The organism is Streptomyces chlorus (assembly GCF_042655885.1).
Lineage (GTDB): Bacteria > Actinomycetota > Actinomycetes > Streptomycetales > Streptomycetaceae > Streptomyces > Streptomyces chlorus.
Genome location: NZ_JBHSOA010000025.1, coordinates 193724 through 211142 on the forward strand (window position 1 = coordinate 193724; position 17419 = coordinate 211142).

The window sequence follows — 17419 nt, forward strand, 5'->3', positions numbered from 1 at the left end:
GGGGCCGGGCGACCGACGAGACCGACGGCCAAGAGGGGTGCACCCGGTGACGGGCGCACCCCTCTGCATATGCCGTGTGCGGGGCTCAAGAGCCCACCGCGCGGGCGTCAGTTGTGGCCGAAGCGCTTCTCCCTGCCCTTGCGGGCGACCTCTCCGGGAGTGATCTGCGGGCCGTGCTGCTCGGTCTGCGGCTCCGCGGAGGGATGCTGCGCCGCCTGCTGGGCGCGTCCGGTCTGCGGCTGCTTCCGTTCACGGTTCTTGTTCTTGGCCATGGTGGTGCCTCCTGTGGGGAATGTAAGGCCTCTCGTCCGGATCCTGCCGGGCTCCGCGGGGCCCGATCCGGACGAGAGGCCCTGGGGCCAGGACCGGAACCAGACTCACATGGCGGAAGAGTCGCCGCATGTCGGACAATTACCGTGTGTGACAGGGCGGGTCGGCTAAGGAAGTATGGAAACGCCACGCCGAAGATCGAGTTCGGGCCGTTAACCCCGGCGTGGTCGGGCAGACTCGAAGCAAGCCCGAAGCAAACCTCCCGGAAAGAGGGTGGATCGCGTGGACCGCTGCATCGTCCTGGTGGACGCCGGGTATCTGCTGGGGGCCGCCGCCAGTCTCCTCGCCGGGGAGCCCTCGCGGTCCCGGATCACCGTCGATCACGCCGCCCTCATCCAAGGGCTGCGCGACCGGGCCGAGTCCGACACGAGCCGGCCCCTGCTGCGCATCTACTGGTTCGACGGCGCCCCCGACCGGGTGCCGCAGCCCGAGCACCGCCGGCTGCGGGTCATGCCCAGGGTCACCGTCCGGCTGGGCGCGCTCACCCGCAGCGACGGCCGTTGGGCGCAGAAGGGCGTCGACGCCGCCATGCACGCCGAGTTGACCGAGCTGGCCCGCAACCGCGCCTGTTCCGACATCGTCCTGGTCACCGGCGACGGCGACCTGCTGCCCGGCATGATGGCGGCCAAGGAGCACGGTGTCGCCGTCCACCTGTGGGCCGTCCAGGCCGCCGACGGCGACTACAACCAGTCCGAGGACCTGGTTGCCGAGGCCGACGAACGCCGGGTGCTGGACCGTGCCTGGATCACCAAGGCGGTGCGCGCCAAGGAGGACTACTCCGGCGTGTGCGCGCCGGCCCCCACCGCCCGTCCCGAGATCGCCGCGATCCTCTCCGCCCCGCTGCCGGAGTCCGCGCCCGCCCCGGGGGAGGAGTCGGCCGCCCAGGAGTCGCCGCACCCGGCCGCCGCCGGACACAACGGCACCGGCGAGCGGGCGCCCGCCGTCAAGGGCGTACCCACTCCCAAGGACCTGGCGGCCCTGCGCGGCCCCGGCGCCCCGCACCCCCACCAGCCGCAGTCCGCCACCCTGCGCTGGTCCTCCGACAAGGGCTGGGTCGACCGGCCCGTCGCCGAACCCCTCGAGGCCGCCTCGATGCCGACGCTCGCCCAGCTGACCACGGCGGAGCAGCGGTGGGCCGACCGTGAGGAGGACATCACCACGGTCGGCGGGGACCCCTTCGAGGTGGGGCAGGTCTTCGCCCGCCGCTGGGTGGAGCGGCTGGGGGACCAGAGCGGCATCCAGAAGCTGTCCGGCATGTACCCCCGCATCCCGCACCGCGTCGACGGCGAACTGCTGCGCTACGCCGCCCGCTTCGGCCTGCTCGCCCACAAGGACGACCAGATCGACGAACGCGACCGGTACGCCATCCGTGCGGGCTTCTGGCGCGAGCTGGACGTACGCACGGGGACGGACCGCGCCCCGGTCGGGGACTGACCTCGGCACCCGGGCCGGGCACGCACAGCGCGGTGCCGCGCCCGTGCGGCCCCGCGCCGGGACGGGCCGGTGCCTTGCGGCGGGCTAGGGCCTGACGTGTGGATCAGGCCGGGCTCGCGGGCCCCGGCACCGCACCTCGGCGCGCCGATCGCGGCGCAGCGCAACCCGTGCGGGACGTCACGCCATGGCCAGGTGGATTCGCGGTGGTCGGTGGCCCCGGGAGTGGAAGAAGGCCGCGGACCCCGTAGTCTCGTTCTTTGTGAGTACGCGCGCGGTACAGGCATTCCGGCACGACAGTGACATCGTGTGCGTGGTGCGCGGGCTGACCAAGACCTATCCGGCGGCCCGCGGGCGCCGCGGAGTGCCGGCGACCCCCGAGGTCCGGGCCACCGACGACGTCGCGCTCGACGTCCGGCGCGGTGAGATCTTCGGACTGCTCGGGCCGAACGGCGCCGGCAAGTCCACCCTCGTACGCCAGCTCACCGGACTGATGCGACCCGACCGCGGCAGCGTCCGGATCCTCGGTCACGACATCGTGCGCCACCCCGAGCGGGCCGCGCGGATCCTCGCCTACCTCGGGCAGGAGTCCACCGCCCTCGACGAGCTGACCGTGTCGCTCGCCGTCGAGACCACCGCGCGACTGCGCGGCCTCGACGCGAAGCGGGCGTGCGCGGAGCGGGACGACGTCCTCGACGAACTCGGGCTCACCCCGATCGCCGCGCGCCCCCTGAAGAAGCTGTCCGGCGGCCAGCGCCGGCTCGCCTGCTTCGCCGCCTCACTGGTCGGTGAGCGGCCCCTGCTGGTGCTCGACGAACCCACCGCCGGCATGGACCCGATCGCGCGGCGCGCCGTGTGGTCCGCCGTCGACCGGCGCCGGGCCGAGCAGGGCACCACCGTGCTGCTGGTCACCCACAACGTCATCGAGGCCGAGACCGTGCTCGACCGGGTCGCCGTGCTCGACCGGGGCCGGGTGATCGCCTGCGACAGCCCGTCCGGGCTGAAGGAGCAGGTCGCGGGCGAGGTCCGGGTCGACCTGGTGTGGCGCGAGACGGCCCCGCTGCACGTACCGGAGGTCGCCGCGCTCCAGGACCGCGCCGTCGAGTCCGGCCGCCGCTGGACGCTGCGGCTCGGGCCGGAGGAGGCCCGTGCTGTCGTCGCCACCGTCACCGGCGGCGCCGCCTTCGCCGCCCTGGACGACTTCACGCTCACCACGCCCAGTCTGGAGGACGTGTACCTGGCGCTGGGCGGTGCCGTGCGGCAGGGGCTGGTGAAGGCATGAGCGGGCCCCTGAGTGCACCGGGCGCCGTACCCGTACGGAACAGGACGACTGCCGGAGTGGATCCGGGCGAACCTCCGAGCGAAGGGGAGCAGCGCGACGTGAGTGTCGTACCCGCCGATGTCCTGCCGGGCGCCGTCCTGGCCGCGGAGGAGACCGTGCCGCAGCCGGCCGTGCTCGGTCCCCGGGCGCGGTTGTGGCCGTCGCTGGCGGCCGTGTACCGGGCGCAGCTCTCCCGGGCGCGGGTGGCGCGGATCCCGCTGCTGTTCGTGGCGACCTTCCAGTCCGTCGGGATCATGATCCTGATGCGCGGGGTCGTGGACGGCGGCTCGGAGGCGCGGGCGGTGGTGGCCGGATCGGCCGTCCTGGTCGTCGCCTTCGTCGCGCTCAACCTGCTCGCGCAGTACTTCGGACAGCTACGGGCCAGCGGCGGACTCGACCACTACGCGACGCTGCCGGTCCCGCCGGCCGCGGTGGTGCTGGGCGCGGCCGGCGCCTACGCCTCGTTCACCGTGCCGGGGACCGTGGTGACCGCGGCCTTCGGATGCGTACTGTTCGGACTGCCGCTGGCGCATCTGTGGGTGCTGGCCGCCGTGATCCCGCTGTCGGGTGCCGCGCTCGCCGGGCTGGGGGCCGCCCTGGGGCTGCTCGCGCCGCGGCCCGAGTTCGCCACACTGCTCGGCCAGCTCGGCATGTCGGCGGCGCTGCTGCTGGGCGTGCTGCCGGCGGAGCGGCTGCCGGAGGCGGTACGCGTCGTCCGGGGCCTGCTGCCGTCGACGTACGGGGTCGAGGCCTTCGCACGGACCTTCGCGCCGCATCCCGACTGGGCGCTGGTCCTCGGCGACCTCGCCGTGTGCGGGGTGGTCGGCGTGCTCTCACTGGCCGTGGCGACCTGGGCGTACCGCAGGGCCGCCGTCCGCTGATCCGTCGGTGACCCGTCGGTGACCTGTCCGTGTCACGCCGCACAGCCGGGCCTGGCACGATGTCAGGGTGAGCGCACCTCTGACACCACCACCGCCTCCGCACGAACACTCCCCGCACGGCGGGTGGCAGTCACCGTCCGCCGGGCAGGTGGCCGCAGCCTCCGCCGACGGGCCCGCCTCGGACACCGCGGACACCGGGTCCGCCGGGCATGGTGACCGGGCAGGGTACGGCTGGTACGAACAGGACGGCCCCGGGATGAAGACGGAACTACGTGAGGCCACCGTGACCGCGGTGGCGGTGACGCTCGGCGGGGTGCTGTTCGGGGTGCTGTGGTGGTGGCTGGCGCCGCGCGTTCCGCTGGTGGGCGACGTCGTCGGCGACAACTGGGTCGTCTACCTCAAGGACACCGAGGGCGAGCAGGCCATCGGCGTGGACGGGACGTTCACGCTGCTCGCGCTGGCGTTCGGCGCGGTGAGCGCGCTCGCCGTGTTCCTCGTGCGGCGGCGCGGGGGTGTGCCGCTGGTGGTGGCGCTCGGGGTCGGCGGACTGCTCGGCTCGCTGCTGGCGTGGCGGCTCGGGGTGTGGCTCGGGCCCGCACAGGACGTCATCGCCCAGGCGAGGGACGTCGGCAAGGGCGTGACGTTCGACGCGCCGCTGAAGCTGAGTGCCAAGGGGGCGCTGCTGGCCTGGCCGTTCGCCGGGCTGGTCGTCCACCTGGGCCTGACCGCGCTGTTCGGCCCCCGCGACCCCGACCCCCACCCCGGCCCCTACTTCTACCCGCAGGCCGACCCGTACGTCCCGCAGCCGCCGCACGACGGATTCCCGAAGCCGTAGGGTCTGCCCGCCGGGCAGACCCTACGGCTCCGGCCCGGTCGCGGTGTCAGGCCGGGCGCCTGCCATGGTTCGCGCGGCCCTTCCTGGTGCGCCACTTGCGTTTGCGTGTTCTCTTCGACATGCCTCTTCTGCTTAACCGAAGAAGCGGGGCCCGTCTACCGTCCAGGGGGCGTCAGCTGCTTGCCGGAGTGTGCGCGAGGGTGGTTCGACTCGGTCGTGCGATGGTCGGCTTGCGGGCTTGCGGGCTTGCGGGCTTGCGGGCTTGCGGTGTCGTGGGACGTCCGGGGTGACGTGATCGTGTGATCCGGGACGCCGGGTACGGCGTCGGCGAGCGGGGCCCCTGCTCCACCGGAGTGACGGCCCAGTGCCTCCCCGTCGCCTCCGGCCGTACTCATGCGGCCGGGTCGTGCGGCCGGGTCGTGCGGGGAACCGGCTGCCCGGGCCCGGACCACGTACAGGATGCGTGTCGCCGCCCCGGGGTCGAGTGAGCAGGGGGTGGGGGCCCCTGGGGTCGAGTACGCCGGGGGGCGGGGCCTGGAGATGCCTCCCACGCCCTTGAGGCAGTGGGGGAGCGTCCAAGACCGTCCGGGGCGTGCGGCTGAGCGGACCCACTCCTGCCCGGTCCGGAGAAACGGTCAGGCGCGCCCGATCGGGGCGAGTACCGCCGAGGTCAGCTCGGCCAGGTCGACGGGGGAGAGCTCGACCTCCAGACCGCGGCGGCCGGCCGAGACGCAGATCGTCTCGTGCAGGCCGGCCGAGTCGTCCAGCACCGTACGCAGCCGCTTGCGCTGGCCGAGGGGTGAGATGCCGCCCCGGACGTAGCCCGTGGTGCGTTCCGCCAGGGCGGGGTCGGCCATAGCGGCCCGTTTGCCGCCGACCGCCGCCGCCAGGCCCTTCAGATCCAGCTGTCCCGCCACCGGGACCACCGCCACCGTCAGCGCGCCGTCGATGTCCGCCACCAGCGTCTTGAAGACCCGGTCGGGGGAGACACCCATCGCCTCGGCCGCCTCCTCGCCGTAGGACGGGTGGGAGGGATCGTGGTCGTAGGAGTGGACCGTGAACGGCACCCCGGCCGCGGTGAGTGCCACCGTCGCGGGCGTACCGCCCGACTGCTGCTGCTTCTTCTTCGGCTTCTTCGCCATCCCGGCCCTGTTCCTGTCCCTGCGCTCGGTCCCGTTCCTGTGTCGCTCCGGGAAACCGTACGGGCGTACGTCAGTTGAGGTGCGTCGGCCCGCGGGTCAGCTCCGACGCCGGCAGCGACGGCAGGTTACGGATGATGGCCGTCTCCGTGCGAAGGAGTTTCAGCTCGTCGCGGAGCCGGGACGCTGTGTCCGGCGCCTGGAGCAGACGCTGCTTCGTCGGCGTGTCGAGCATCATCGCGGCGGCGACCAGATAGGACACGACCCCTGGCTCGTCCGGCAGTTCCGCGCCGGTCGCCAGCGACCGCTCCCGCGCCCCCGCCAGCCGCTTCTGGTACTGGCGGAACGCCCGCAGCACCCCCTCGGCGAGCGCCCCCGCCTCCTCGCCGGGCGCCTCGAGCACCGGCTCCAGCTCGGCCGTCAGGAACGGACCCGAGGCGTCGACCGACAGCAGCCGCGCCCGCGTCGTCCCCGTCGCCAGCACCTCGAAGGTGCCGTCGGCCCGCTCCCGGATCGTCGCCGCGTCGGCCACACAGCCCACCTTGTGGAAGGACCGGAGCGGGTCGGCGCCGAAGCCCGCCGCGGGACCCAGCTCGGGTACGGCCGTCGGGTCCGGTATGCCGGGGGCGCTCGGGGCGACCTCGTGGCCGTCGCGGATCGTCACGACGGCGAACCGGCGCGGCTTGTCCTCCGGTGTCTTCAGAAGCTCACGCATCATGGCGCGATAGCGCTCCTCGAAGATGTTCAGCGGAAGTACGAGCCCGGGGAACAGCACCGAGTTCAGGGGAAAGAGCGGGAGCCGGGCGGTGGTCACGACGTAAAAGCCTAATGGTCGCCGGACCGGACCCGGCGGCCCCGTTCACTTTGTGGATGCCGGGAGCCCGCGGGGGAGTCCGCGGCGGGACCGGCGGTCACCGTCTCGTACAGGCCCCGGCGCACCTCCAGGAACCGGCCGAGGGGATCCTCCGCTTCCCGGTCCCAGGGTGTGGAGGTGGCGTACGGGCCGGTGAGTCGTAGCTGCTCCAGGGCGTCCGGCCGACGCTCCAGGCGCAGCAGGACGTACGCCAGAAGGTTGCGCAGGCCGGCCGGCCGGGGGTGGGCCGCCGGGAGCCGGGCGGACAGGGCCAGAGCGCGGTCGGCCGCCGCGTCGAGCCGCTCGCGCGGCACCTCGGGGCCGCCTCCGTCGCTGAGATACCCGAAGGCCGCCCGCAGCGGCAGGGCCTGCGTGAGCGAGCCGTCCGGCGCGTCCTGCGCGGCCTGGTCGGCGAAGTCGAAGCACGCGAGGTGCGCGCCGTGCCAGGAGGACGACAGGTAGCGCAGGGCCGCCACATGGCAGCCGTAGTGGTGCGGGGCGCGGCGGACCGCGGCCTCCCACAGCTCCTGGAAGTACCGGTGCCCGGCTCGGGCGCCGCGGGCGTGGTCCAGGGCGAGCCGCCACGGCACCGGGTCGCGGTGGTCGGCCCGCGCGGCGGCCGTGATCAAGGGGCTCACCTCACGCAGCAGTTCGGCACGGGCCGGTGAGTCCCAGGCGCGGTGCACCGCCCGCTGGGCGTCCACGAGCAGTCCGTCGGGGTTGTGCGGGTCATGGGCGCGCCAGGTGTCCAGCCACTCGGGGCGCGAGCGGGCGAAGACGGCCAACTGCCGCACGTACCGGTCGCGGTGCTCCCATGCCCCGCGGTGCCGGGTGGCGGCGAGCAGGCCGACGGCGGGCGCGGGGTCGCCGGCCGCGGCCCCGACCAGGACCGGACCCAGCATTTCGTCGGGGGCATCGAGCAGGACCTCGGCGTCCGCGGGCAGCACGAGGACGACGGGCCGGGCGGTGCCCGACTTTCCTTGCACCCGGGACGCACGGGTGAACGCGTGCAGCAGAGCCATGGTGTCGACCATTGAAAGACCGCAGGTCACAGCGGCGCCAGACCCTTCACTGAAGTGGCGGAAGGTTGTATGCCATTCGGTCAAGGCCGGGCAAAAAGGAGGCGAGCCCTCCGGGGCCGGGAAGGTACCGGTCACCGCTGGTCAGGGGGGCGGGGCGGGGAGGGGAGGGGGGTCAGCCGCGGCGCAGGGTCCGGGTCGCCCCCGCCGCCACCGTCGTGGCGAGGATCCAGCCGAGCAGGATGAAAGCGGCCGCGAGCCACTGCCAGCAGCCACGCAGCTGCCAGAACCCCACCTGGCCCAGGTCGATCACCGGCAGCAGCAGGTCCAGGGCGAAGAGGGGCGCGTTCCATGCCGGATGCTCGCCACTCTTGAGCGGCGGATGGTGCGCGTGTGCGAACGCCAGCGAACCGCCCGCCCACAGCACCGCCATCCACACCGCGGCCCGCCCCGGCCGGTAGCCGTAGGCGACCGTCCAGTCCTGCGCGTAGCCCCACAGCTTGGCCGCCAGGGGCAGGCCCTCGCGGCGCCGGCGCTGCTTGGCGAGCAGCACCTCGCGGGCGTCCTCCTCCTCGCCGCCCGCCCGCAGCACGGCGGCCAGCCGCTCGTACGGCTCCGGGGCGTACTCGGCGCTCGCCGCGGCCACCCACTCCAGCCGCTCCGCCAGTGGGAACGGCCCGCGCGGCACGAGGTTCTCGTAGGCGAAGCCGCCCATCTGCAGCCGGCCCGGCCCCGGCCAGCTGTCCGCCCGGTCCACCAGGTTGACCACCCGCGCTCCCGACAGTGCCACCCTGCCGCGGGCCGGCCGCTCCCCGAGGAACCGCAGCTCCGGCGTCTGCACCCGGCGCAGCGACAGCTCCTGATCGTCGGCCAGAGTGAACCGGGCCCGCTCGAAGTCGACCGCGTCCCCGAACCGCCCGTCGTCCAGCCGCACCCCGCCCTGGCACTCGAACCGCTGGATCCGCGTCCCGCGCGCCGGTGTCATCCCGCTCCGCGCCTGGGCGCCGACCCCCGCGGGAGTCATGTACAGCGACCGCTCGACCGTCAGCTGCGGCGCGTTCAACGCGAGCCGGGCGGACGGGTTGACCAGCCGGGCCCCGCGCAGATTCACCGAGACTCCTATCGTCGCGCTGCGCAGGCTCAGCTCGCCGTGCGACTCCAGCAGCTCGGCCTGGAGGTCCTGGCCGACCATCATGCCGTCCGCGGCTATCGACCAGCCCCTGCGGTCGCGGTGCACGACCGCCTGGTTGAGCAGCAGATCCGTACCGATCCGGGCGTCGGTCAGCCGTATGCCCCCCAGGAACCGGCAGCGCGGCAGATGCAGATCGCCCTCGGTCTGCACCCGGGCCGCCTCCAGCCGCGGCACCGAGCAGTCCACCAGCCGCACCGTCGTGAAGCGGGCCTCCGGCAGCAGCACGTCCCCCCCGAAGCGGCAGCCGCGCATTTCCACGTACGGCGCCACCGTGCCGCCCGCGAGGTCCAGCGCACCGCTGATCAGCACCCCGACCAGCTTCAGCGAGGAGACCCGGCCCGCCAGGGCCGGCGGGCCGTCCAGCAGGAGCCGGCACACGATGCGGGCCCGGACCGTCCGCTCGGGTCCCCACGGATGCCCTCCGTGCGGATCGTCGACGACGGTGTCCCCGCTGCTCAGGTCGTACACGCTGCCGTTGCGGAAGGCCTGCCACATGCCGGCCTCCGTCGCCGTCAGGTCGTCCGGCAGTTCCCCGGCGCGTCGTCCCTCCCCCTCGGTCACGGTCCTCCCCTTCCTCCCCAGGTACTCGTGCCTTCCCCGGCTACGCGTGGGTTCATCACTTCGTACAACTCGTACGCGTACAACGGTTCATGCCCACCGGGTGACACGTCGAACACAGAAAGTAAGAAGGATCTTTCCGGTGTGCACAATGGGTTACCGAAAGGGCCGCGTATCAGCCATTGGAACGCCCGCACGGCGCTCGACGCGGGTCTGAGAGAATTGGGTACGTGATCTCCCGAATCGATCTGCGCGGCGACGCCCTCCCCGAGGGCCCCGCCCTGCGCGACCTGCTGCCCCGAGCCGACTTCGACGTCGCGGCCGCCCTGGAGAAGGTGCGGCCCATCTGCGAGGACGTGCACCATCGGGGCGACGCGGCGCTGATCGACTTCGCCGAGCGGTTCGACGGCGTGCGTCTGGAATCCGTCCGCGTCCCGGCGCAGGCGCTCACCGACGCGCTGGAGCAGTTGGACCCGGCCGTGCGCGCGGCCCTGGAGGAGTCCATCCGCCGCGCCCGGCTCGTGCACCGCGCCCAGCGCCGCGAGACCCACGTCACCCAGGTCGTCCCCGGTGGCACCGTCACCGAGAAGTGGGTGCCCGTCGACCGCGTGGGCCTGTACGCGCCCGGCGGTCGGTCCGTGTACCCGTCCTCCGTGATCATGAACGCGGTCCCGGCCCAGGAGGCCGACGTCGAGTCGATCGCGCTCGCCTCCCCGCCGCAGAAGGAGTTCGGCGGACTGCCGCACCCGACGATCCTCGCCGCGTGCGCCCTGCTCGGTGTCGACGAGGTGTACGCCGCGGGCGGCGCCACCGCCGTCGCCATGTTCGCGTACGGCACCGAGTCCTGCCCGCCCGCCACCATGGTCACCGGCCCCGGCAACATCTGGGTCGCCGCCGCCAAGCGCTACTTCACCGGCCGCATCGGCATCGACGCCGAGGCGGGGCCGACCGAGATCGCGATCCTCGCCGACGACACGGCCGACCCGGTGCACGTCGCCTCCGACCTGATCAGCCAGGCCGAGCACGACCCGCTGGCCGCCGCCGTCCTGGTCACCGACTCCGCCACTCTCGCGGACGCCGTGGAGAAGGAGCTGGCCCCCCAGGTCGCCGCCTCCCGGCACGTCGAGGACCGGATCGCCCCCGCGCTCGCCGGCCGGCAGTCCGCGATCGTCCTGGTCGACGGCCTCGACGAGGGCCTGCGCGTGGTCGACGCCTACGGCGCCGAGCACCTGGAGATCCAGACCGCCGACGCCGCAGCGCTCGCCGACCGGGTACGCAACGCCGGCGCGATCTTCGTCGGACCCTGGTCCCCGGTCTCCCTGGGCGACTACGCGGCCGGCTCCAACCACGTCCTGCCCACCGGCGGCTGCGCCTGCCACTCCTCGGGCCTGTCCGTCCAGTCCTTCCTGCGCGGCATCCACATCGTGGACTACACCAAGGACGCGCTCGCCGACGTCGCCCACCACGTGGTCACGCTCGCCGAGGCGGAGGACCTGCCCGCGCACGGCGCGGCGATCAAGGCGAGGTTCGGCTGGAAGGTGCCCGAGAGCAAGTGAACGACACGAACGTCACCATCGACGATCTCCCCGTACGGGACGAGCTGCGCGGCAAGTCCCCCTATGGCGCGCCCCAACTCGACGTCCCCGTACGGCTGAACACCAACGAGAACCCCTACCCGCTGCCCGAACCGCTGGTCGAGCGGATCGCCGAGCGGGTCCGGGAGGCCGCCCGCCACCTCAACCGCTACCCCGACCGGGACGCTGTCGAGCTGCGCGCCGGGCTGGCCGCATACCTGACGAAGACCGGCGGACACCCCGTCGGAGTCGAGAACGTCTGGGCCGCCAACGGCTCCAACGAGGTCATTCAGCAACTGCTGCAGACCTTCGGCGGCCCCGGCCGCACGGCCATCGGCTTCGAGCCGTCGTACTCGATGCACGGACTCATCGCGCGCGGCACCGGCACCGGCTGGTTCTCCGGCCCCCGGGGCGAGGACTTCACCATCGACCTGCCCGCCGCCGAGAAGGCGATCGCCGAGCACCGCCCGGACGTCGTCTTCGTCACCACCCCCAACAATCCCACCGGCACCGCGGTCCCCGCCGAGACCGTTCTCGCCCTGTACGAGGCCGCGCAGGCGGCCAGGCCGTCGATGGTGGTCGTGGACGAGGCGTACATAGAGTTCAGCCACGGCGACTCCCTGCTGCCGCTGATCGAGGGCCGCCCGAACCTCGTCGTCTCCCGCACCATGTCGAAGGCGTTCGGCGCGGCGGGACTGCGCCTCGGCTACCTCGCCGCGCACCCGGCCGTCGTGGACGCCGTGCAGCTCGTCCGCCTGCCCTACCACCTGTCCGCCGTCACCCAGGCGACCGCGCTGGCCGCTCTGGAACACACGGACACGCTGCTGAAGTACGTCGAGCAGCTGAAGCGGGAGCGGGACCGGCTGGTCGCCGAACTGCGCGCCCTCGGCTACGACGTGACCGAGTCCGACGCGAACTTCGTCCAGTTCGGCACGTTCGCGGACTCCCACGTGGTCTGGCAGAAGATCCTCGACCGGGGCGTCCTGGTGCGGGACAACGGCGTACCGGGACGGCTGCGGGTCACCGCGGGCACCCCGGCCGAGAACGACGCGTTCCTCGACGCGGTCGGTGAACTGGTCAGCTATGTGGGGGCCACCCCCACACCCCCGAAGGAGCAGAGCACATGAGCCGCGTAGGACGCGTCCAGCGGACGACGAAGGAGACGTCGGTCCTCGTCGAGATCGACCTCGACGGCACCGGAAAGACGGAGATCTCCACCGGGGTCGGCTTCTACGACCACATGCTCGACCAGATCGGCCGGCACGGTCTGTTCGACCTGACGGTGAAGACCGAGGGAGACCTGCACATCGACTCCCACCACACCATTGAGGACACCGCCCTCGCCCTCGGCGCCGCCTTCAAGCAGGCCCTCGGCGACAAGGTGGGCATCTACCGCTTCGGCAACTGCACGGTCCCGCTGGACGAGTCCCTCGCCCAGGTCACCGTCGACCTGTCCGGCCGCCCCTACCTCGTGCACACCGAGCCCGAGAAGATGGCGCCGATGATCGGCGAGTACGACACCACGATGACCCGGCACATCCTGGAGTCCTTCGTCGCCCAGGCCCAGGTCGCGCTGCACGTGCACGTGCCGTACGGGCGCAACGCGCACCACATCGTGGAGTGCCAGTTCAAGGCGCTGGCCCGGGCTCTGCGGTACGCGTCCGAGCGCGACCCCCGCGCGGCGGGCATCCTGCCCTCCACGAAGGGCGCCCTGTAAACATGAACGGGCTGTCCACCGCACTGATCGTCGTCGGCCTGTTCTTCGTCGGCGGGGTCGTCTCGTTCACGAAGCAGAAGCTGCCCAAGGGTGTCGTCGTGGTGCTCGCCGTCGGTGCCGCGATGTGTCTCACCGCGGGCATTCTCCGGCTGGAGGTGTGACCGTGAGCGCCACCAAGCGCGTCGTGGTCTTCGACTACGGCTTCGGCAACGTCCGCTCCGCCGAGCGCGCCCTCGCGCGCGCGGGCGCCGACGTGGAGATAACCCGCGACTTCGACACCGCCATGAACGCCGACGGGCTGCTGGTCCCCGGCGTCGGCGCCTTCGCGGCCTGCATGAAGGGCCTCAAGGAGGCGCGCGGCGACTGGATCATCGATCGCAGGCTGTCCGGCGGCCGGCCCGTCATGGGCATCTGCGTCGGCATGCAGATCCTGTTCGCCCGTGGCATCGAGCACGGCATCGAGACCGAGGGCATGGACGAATGGCCCGGCTCGGTCGAGCCGCTCCAGGCCGACATCGTGCCCCACATGGGCTGGAACACCGTGGCCGCGGCGGCCGGCTCCGAACTCTTCGCCGGCCTGGACGCGGACGCCCGCTTCTACTTCGTGCACTCCTACGCCGTCCACGACTGGTCCCTCCAGGTGGACAACCCGGTGATGCGGGCCCCCAAGGTCACCTGGTCCACCCACGGCAAACCGTTCGTCGCCGCCGTGGAGAACGGCGCCCTGTGGGCGACGCAGTTCCACCCCGAGAAGTCCGGCGACGCCGGAGCCCAGCTCCTCACCAACTGGATCGGAACCCTGTAGCGACATGGCCAAGCTCGAACTCCTCCCCGCCGTCGACGTCCGCGACGGCCAGGCCGTCCGCCTCGTGCACGGCGAGTCCGGCACCGAGACCTCCTACGGCTCCCCCCTGGAGGCCGCGCTCGCCTGGCAGCGCTCGGGCGCCGAGTGGCTGCACCTGGTCGACCTGGACGCCGCGTTCGGCACCGGTGACAACCGCGCGCTGATCGCCGAGGTCGCAGGGGCGATGGACATCAAGGTGGAGCTGTCCGGCGGCATCCGTGACGACGCCTCCCTGGCCGCCGCCCTGGCCACCGGCTGCACGCGCGTGAACCTCGGCACGGCCGCCCTGGAGACCCCCGAGTGGGTCGCCGGGATCATCGCCGAGCACGGTGACAAGATCGCCGTCGGACTCGACGTACGCGGCACCACCCTCCGCGGCCGCGGCTGGACCCGCGACGGCGGCGACCTCTACGAGACGCTCGCGCGCCTGGACCAGGAGGGCTGCGCGCGGTACGTCGTCACCGACATCGCCAAGGACGGCACCCTCCAGGGCCCCAACCTGGAACTGCTGAAGAACGTCTGCGCCGCCACCGACCGCCCCGTGGTCGCCTCCGGCGGCGTGTCGTCGCTCGACGACCTGCGGGCCATCGCCGAGCTCGTCCCGCTCGGCGTCGAGGGCTCCATCGTCGGGAAGGCCCTGTACGCGAAGGCGTTCACCCTGGAAGAGGCCCTGGAGGCTACATCTTGAAAAAGGACACAGTGCGATGACATCCGAAGCCGTACGGCGCGTGCGGGGCGACAGCCCCTGGGAAGAGTCCTTCGGGTCCGCACGCGCCGTGGCGGCGGGCGACCGCGTCCTGGTGGCCGGCACGACCGCGTTCAAGGGCGACGTCCTGCACGGGGAGGGCGACCCGTACGAACAGGCCAAGGCCGCCTTCGGCAGCGCCCTGGAGGCGATCGCCGAGTTCGGGCTCGGCGTCGACTCCGTGATCCGCACGCGCGTGTACCTCGCGCACTCGCGGGACATCGACGCGGCGGGTCGCGCCCACAAAGAGCTGTTCGAGCCGGTGCGCCCGGTCACGACCCTCCTGGTGGTGGAGGGCTTCATGGACTCGCGCGTACTGGTGGCGGTGGAAGTCGAAGCATTCGGCGCCACCGGGCCGGCCCACCGGCACTGAGACCGCCGGCGGACACCGAGGCCGGTCAGCAGGGACCGAGATCAATCAGCGGACACTGAGCAGACACCAGAGGAGCACGATTCATGACCCTGGCGATCCGAGTCATCCCCTGCCTGGACGTGGACAACGGCCGGGTCGTCAAGGGCGTCAACTTCCAGAACCTGCGTGACGCGGGCGACCCCGTCGAGATGGCCAAGGTGTACGACACCGAGGGCGCCGACGAGCTGACGTTCCTGGACATCACCGCCTCGTCGGGCAACCGCGAGACGACCTACGACGTGGTGCGCCGCACCGCCGAACAGGTGTTCATCCCGCTGACCGTGGGGGGCGGCGTCCGCACCACCGAGGACGTGGACAAGCTGCTGCGGGCGGGCGCCGACAAGGTCGGCGTCAACACCGCCGCGATCGCCCGCCCGGACCTCATCCGGGAGATCGCCGAGCGCTTCGGCCGCCAGGTCCTCGTCCTGTCGGTCGACGCCCGCCGCACCGAGTCCGGCGACTCCTTCGAGGTCACCACGCACGGCGGCCGCCGGGGCACCGGCATCGACGCCGTCGAGTGGGCCCACCGGGCCGCAGAGCTGGGCGCGGGCGAGATCCTGCTCAACTCCATGGACGCGGACGGCACCAAGGACGGCTACGACCTCGGCATGATCACCGCCGTCCGGAGGCATGTCACCGTCCCGGTGATCGCCTCGGGCGGCGCGGGCCGGCTCGCCGACTTCCCGCCCGCGGTCGCCGCGGGCGCCGACGCGGTCCTCGCCGCCTCGGTCTTCCACTTCGGCGACCTGCGCATCGGCCAGGTCAAGCAGACCCTGCGGGAAGCGGGCCACCCGGTGCGGTGAGGCCCGCCGCGCGTCGCCCGGCCGTCGTGCCGGCGCCCGGCCGACGTACGGCGCCCGGCCGGCTCGCTCAGTCCTTCGGCTGGGCGAGCTGGACCAGATTGCCGACCGTGTCGTCCAGGACGGCGGTGAGTATGGGGCCCTGCTCCTGCGGCTCCTGGACGAAGTTCACGCCCTCGCCGCGCAGCCGCTCGTACTCCGCGCGCAGGTCCGTCACCGAGAACACGATGACGGGCAGCCCCGCCTCGCGCACCGCCCTGCGGTACGGCTCCGCGATGGGACCCTGCCCCGGCTCCAGCAGCAGCTCCAGATCCCGCTGCGCCCCCTCGCCCGCCCCGACCGTGACGAACAGGGTGCCGTCGCCCAGGTCCGCCCGGGTGCGGGTCTCGAAGCCGAGGACGCCGGTGTAGAAAGCGTGCGCCTTCGCCACGTCGTCGACGTACACGCTGGTCATGGCGACCTTGATCATGGGGATTCTTCTTCCGATCTTGCAGTCTTTCCGGGGCCGGTCACCGGCACCGGTACCCATGACCGTACTTGGACGGTCCCCGAGATCGTTCGGATTCAAATACCGAGCTGTTTGGACGCGTTCAGCTTCTCGATCGCGTCCGCGTCGCCTTCCAGATCGACCTTGGCCACCTCGCGCCGCCCGTAGAGGAACAGCAGCAGCTCCGACGCCTCGCCGGTCACCGTGACCACCGGCGTGCCGCGGCGGGCCACCACCGTCCGGCCGTCCGGGCGGCGCAGCACCAGGCCCGTGGCGGCACCGCGGCCCATCATCCGGGCGGTGGACTCGAGCCGTGACCACAGGGTGTCCTGGAACACCGGGTCGAGCTCACGCGGCGTCCAGTCGGGCTGCGCGCGGCGCACGTCCTCCGTGTGGACGTAGAACTCGACGACGTTCGACAGCTCGTCGAGCTGCTTGAGGTTGAAGGGCGAGAAGCGCGGCGGGCCGGTACGGATCAGCTGGATCAGCTCCTCGTACGGCTTGGCGGTGAACTCCGCCATCACCCGCTCCAGACGCTGTGCGAGCTGCTTGACCACCATCCCGCCGGCGGCATCCGGGCGGCGCTCGCGCACCACCACATGGGCGGCGAGGTCGCGGGTGCGCCAGCCCTCGCACAGAGTGGGAGCCTCCGGGCCCGCGGTCTCCAGCAGGTCGGTCAGGAGAAGTCGTTCACGCTTGGCATGGGTCGACATGCAGCCAGCCTACGGTGACCCGCCCGGTCCGCCCACCCGTCCCCCGGCCGTCACCCCAACGAGACGCGTACGCGCCGCCCCGGCCCGTCCCCGCACCCTTCCGACCCGTGGACGCGACACGGGAGCCGCCCACCCGCACGGCACAATGGTTTCCATGACCAGCACGCCCCGGCCCAGCCGCCTCGACCCGGAGATCGCCGCGCGGCTCAAGCGCAGCCCCGACGGCCTCCTGCCCGCCATCGCCCAGCAGTACGACACCCATGAGGTGCTGATGCTGGGCTGGATGGACGACGAGGCGCTGCATCGCACCCTGACCACCGGCCGCTGCACCTACTGGTCGCGCAGCCGCCAGGAGTACTGGGTCAAGGGGGACACCTCCGGGCACGTCCAGCACGTGAAGTCCGTCGCCCTGGACTGCGACGCCGACACCCTCCTCGTCAAGGTCGACCAGGTCGGCGCCGCCTGCCACACGGGCGCCCGCACCTGCTTCGACGCCGACGTGCTGCTCACGGACACCCCCGCGGACCGCGCCAAAAGCGGGGCGCACGCCCCCGGTCAGTAAGGTCTG

21 protein-coding genes are annotated in these 17419 nt (G+C 72.6%); 13 read left to right on the forward strand and 8 right to left on the reverse strand.

What is annotated here, in order from left to right; genetic code table 11:
* Positions 1 to 107 precede the first annotated feature (107 nt).
* Entirely contained in the window at positions 108 to 272 is a 165-nt protein-coding gene (locus tag ACFPZI_RS12410; RefSeq protein WP_381362204.1) for a hypothetical protein, read from the reverse strand.
* Between the two features lie 280 nt (positions 273 to 552).
* On the opposite strand from ACFPZI_RS12410, the gene ACFPZI_RS12415 reads away from it, so the two are divergent.
* The 4 genes from ACFPZI_RS12415 to ACFPZI_RS12430 all read left to right on the forward strand — a co-directional run bounded on the left by ACFPZI_RS12415 (position 553) and on the right by ACFPZI_RS12430 (position 4798).
* Positions 553 to 1764, forward strand: a complete 1212-nt coding sequence (locus ACFPZI_RS12415; protein WP_381362207.1) for an NYN domain-containing protein — start codon at positions 553 to 555, stop codon at positions 1762 to 1764.
* A 304-nt stretch (positions 1765 to 2068) separates the two neighbouring features.
* Positions 2069 to 3043, forward strand: a complete 975-nt coding sequence (locus tag ACFPZI_RS12420) for an ABC transporter ATP-binding protein (RefSeq protein ID WP_381362934.1) — start codon at positions 2069 to 2071, stop codon at positions 3041 to 3043.
* Positions 3044 to 3141: 98 nt separating this feature from the next.
* The gene (locus ACFPZI_RS12425) at positions 3142 to 3963 is read left to right on the forward strand and encodes an ABC transporter permease (RefSeq protein WP_381362209.1); all 822 of its coding nucleotides are present in this window, start codon (positions 3142 to 3144) and stop codon (positions 3961 to 3963) included.
* A gap of 67 nt (positions 3964 to 4030) precedes the next feature.
* Complete coding sequence (locus ACFPZI_RS12430; RefSeq protein WP_381362212.1) at positions 4031 to 4798, forward strand: AAA family ATPase; 768 nt, start codon at positions 4031 to 4033, stop codon at positions 4796 to 4798.
* Positions 4799 to 4844: 46 nt separating this feature from the next.
* Here the strand turns inward: ACFPZI_RS12430 and ACFPZI_RS37290 are convergent, their stop codons facing one another.
* From ACFPZI_RS37290 to ACFPZI_RS12450, 5 genes are all read right to left on the reverse strand, one after another.
* Positions 4845 to 4919 carry a hypothetical protein gene (locus ACFPZI_RS37290; protein WP_465269181.1) on the reverse strand — a complete coding sequence of 25 codons (75 nt, stop codon included), beginning with the start codon at positions 4917 to 4919 and terminating at the stop codon, positions 4845 to 4847.
* A gap of 514 nt (positions 4920 to 5433) precedes the next feature.
* Positions 5434 to 5940, reverse strand: coding sequence for a Cys-tRNA(Pro) deacylase (gene ybaK / locus ACFPZI_RS12435; RefSeq protein ID WP_381362215.1), 507 nt, complete (start codon positions 5938 to 5940; stop codon positions 5434 to 5436).
* 70 nt (positions 5941 to 6010) lie between these two features.
* Entirely contained in the window at positions 6011 to 6751 is a 741-nt protein-coding gene (locus ACFPZI_RS12440; RefSeq protein WP_381362218.1) for an LON peptidase substrate-binding domain-containing protein, read from the reverse strand.
* Between the two features lie 11 nt (positions 6752 to 6762).
* Positions 6763 to 7824, reverse strand: coding sequence for a hypothetical protein (locus ACFPZI_RS12445; RefSeq protein WP_381362220.1), 1062 nt, complete (start codon positions 7822 to 7824; stop codon positions 6763 to 6765).
* A 160-nt stretch (positions 7825 to 7984) separates the two neighbouring features.
* On the reverse strand, positions 7985 to 9562 hold the full coding sequence (locus ACFPZI_RS12450; RefSeq protein WP_381362223.1) for an oxidoreductase: 1578 nt from the start codon (positions 9560 to 9562) through the stop codon (positions 7985 to 7987).
* A 227-nt stretch (positions 9563 to 9789) separates the two neighbouring features.
* On the opposite strand from ACFPZI_RS12450, the gene hisD reads away from it, so the two are divergent.
* The 8 genes from hisD (at position 9790) to hisF (ending at position 15654) form a co-directional block, all read left to right on the forward strand.
* The gene (gene hisD / locus ACFPZI_RS12455; protein WP_381362226.1) at positions 9790 to 11115 is read left to right on the forward strand and encodes a histidinol dehydrogenase; all 1326 of its coding nucleotides are present in this window, start codon (positions 9790 to 9792) and stop codon (positions 11113 to 11115) included.
* Complete coding sequence (locus ACFPZI_RS12460; protein ID WP_381362229.1) at positions 11112 to 12260, forward strand: histidinol-phosphate transaminase; 1149 nt, start codon at positions 11112 to 11114, stop codon at positions 12258 to 12260. The genes hisD and ACFPZI_RS12460 overlap by 4 nt, the downstream gene beginning before the upstream one ends.
* On the forward strand, positions 12257 to 12850 hold the full coding sequence (hisB, locus tag ACFPZI_RS12465) for an imidazoleglycerol-phosphate dehydratase HisB (protein WP_055571490.1): 594 nt from the start codon (positions 12257 to 12259) through the stop codon (positions 12848 to 12850). Before ACFPZI_RS12460 ends, hisB begins: the two co-directional genes overlap by 4 nt.
* Positions 12851 to 12852: 2 nt before the next feature.
* On the forward strand, positions 12853 to 13011 hold the full coding sequence (locus ACFPZI_RS12470; RefSeq protein WP_381362233.1) for a hypothetical protein: 159 nt from the start codon (positions 12853 to 12855) through the stop codon (positions 13009 to 13011).
* 2 nt (positions 13012 to 13013) lie between these two features.
* The gene (gene hisH / locus ACFPZI_RS12475; RefSeq protein WP_381362236.1) at positions 13014 to 13655 is read left to right on the forward strand and encodes an imidazole glycerol phosphate synthase subunit HisH; all 642 of its coding nucleotides are present in this window, start codon (positions 13014 to 13016) and stop codon (positions 13653 to 13655) included.
* Positions 13656 to 13659: 4 nt separating this feature from the next.
* Entirely contained in the window at positions 13660 to 14382 is a 723-nt protein-coding gene (gene priA / locus ACFPZI_RS12480) for a bifunctional 1-(5-phosphoribosyl)-5-((5-phosphoribosylamino)methylideneamino)imidazole-4-carboxamide isomerase/phosphoribosylanthranilate isomerase PriA (protein WP_381362239.1), read from the forward strand.
* 16 nt (positions 14383 to 14398) lie between these two features.
* Positions 14399 to 14812, forward strand: a complete 414-nt coding sequence (locus ACFPZI_RS12485) for a Rid family hydrolase (protein WP_381362242.1) — start codon at positions 14399 to 14401, stop codon at positions 14810 to 14812.
* Between the two features lie 83 nt (positions 14813 to 14895).
* Positions 14896 to 15654 (forward strand): imidazole glycerol phosphate synthase subunit HisF, encoded by a 759-nt coding sequence (gene hisF, locus ACFPZI_RS12490; RefSeq protein WP_381362245.1) that lies wholly within the window; start codon positions 14896 to 14898, stop codon positions 15652 to 15654.
* 67 nt (positions 15655 to 15721) lie between these two features.
* On the opposite strand, the gene ACFPZI_RS12495 is transcribed toward hisF, so the two are convergent.
* Both ACFPZI_RS12495 and ACFPZI_RS12500 read right to left on the reverse strand, forming a co-directional pair.
* Positions 15722 to 16120: a VOC family protein gene (locus tag ACFPZI_RS12495; protein ID WP_381362248.1), complete on the reverse strand. Its 399-nt coding sequence runs from the start codon at positions 16118 to 16120 to the stop codon at positions 15722 to 15724.
* A 95-nt stretch (positions 16121 to 16215) separates the two neighbouring features.
* Positions 16216 to 16851 carry a TIGR03085 family metal-binding protein gene (locus tag ACFPZI_RS12500; protein WP_381362251.1) on the reverse strand — a complete coding sequence of 212 codons (636 nt, stop codon included), beginning with the start codon at positions 16849 to 16851 and terminating at the stop codon, positions 16216 to 16218.
* A gap of 145 nt (positions 16852 to 16996) precedes the next feature.
* Between ACFPZI_RS12500 and hisI the strand changes: the two genes are divergently transcribed.
* Positions 16997 to 17413: a phosphoribosyl-AMP cyclohydrolase gene (gene hisI, locus ACFPZI_RS12505; RefSeq protein ID WP_381362254.1), complete on the forward strand. Its 417-nt coding sequence runs from the start codon at positions 16997 to 16999 to the stop codon at positions 17411 to 17413.
* The last annotated feature ends 6 nt before the right edge of the window (positions 17414 to 17419 follow it).

Coding starts and splice junctions, on each gene's coding strand:
- ACFPZI_RS12410 (WP_381362204.1), bottom strand. CDS start 272: ATGGCCAAGAACAAGAACCGTGAACGGAAGCAGCCGCAGACCGGACGC.
- ybaK (WP_381362215.1), bottom strand. CDS start 5,940: ATGGCGAAGAAGCCGAAGAAGAAGCAGCAGCAGTCGGGCGGTACGCCC.
- ACFPZI_RS12445 (WP_381362220.1), bottom strand. CDS start 7,824: ATGGTCGACACCATGGCTCTGCTGCACGCGTTCACCCGTGCGTCCCGG.
- hisB (WP_055571490.1), top strand. CDS start 12,257: ATGAGCCGCGTAGGACGCGTCCAGCGGACGACGAAGGAGACGTCGGTC.
- ACFPZI_RS12470 (WP_381362233.1), top strand. CDS start 12,853: ATGAACGGGCTGTCCACCGCACTGATCGTCGTCGGCCTGTTCTTCGTC.
- priA (WP_381362239.1), top strand. CDS start 13,660: ATGGCCAAGCTCGAACTCCTCCCCGCCGTCGACGTCCGCGACGGCCAG.
- ACFPZI_RS12485 (WP_381362242.1), top strand. CDS start 14,399: ATGACATCCGAAGCCGTACGGCGCGTGCGGGGCGACAGCCCCTGGGAA.
- hisF (WP_381362245.1), top strand. CDS start 14,896: ATGACCCTGGCGATCCGAGTCATCCCCTGCCTGGACGTGGACAACGGC.
- ACFPZI_RS12495 (WP_381362248.1), bottom strand. CDS start 16,120: ATGATCAAGGTCGCCATGACCAGCGTGTACGTCGACGACGTGGCGAAG.
- ACFPZI_RS12500 (WP_381362251.1), bottom strand. CDS start 16,851: ATGTCGACCCATGCCAAGCGTGAACGACTTCTCCTGACCGACCTGCTG.
- hisI (WP_381362254.1), top strand. CDS start 16,997: ATGGTTTCCATGACCAGCACGCCCCGGCCCAGCCGCCTCGACCCGGAG.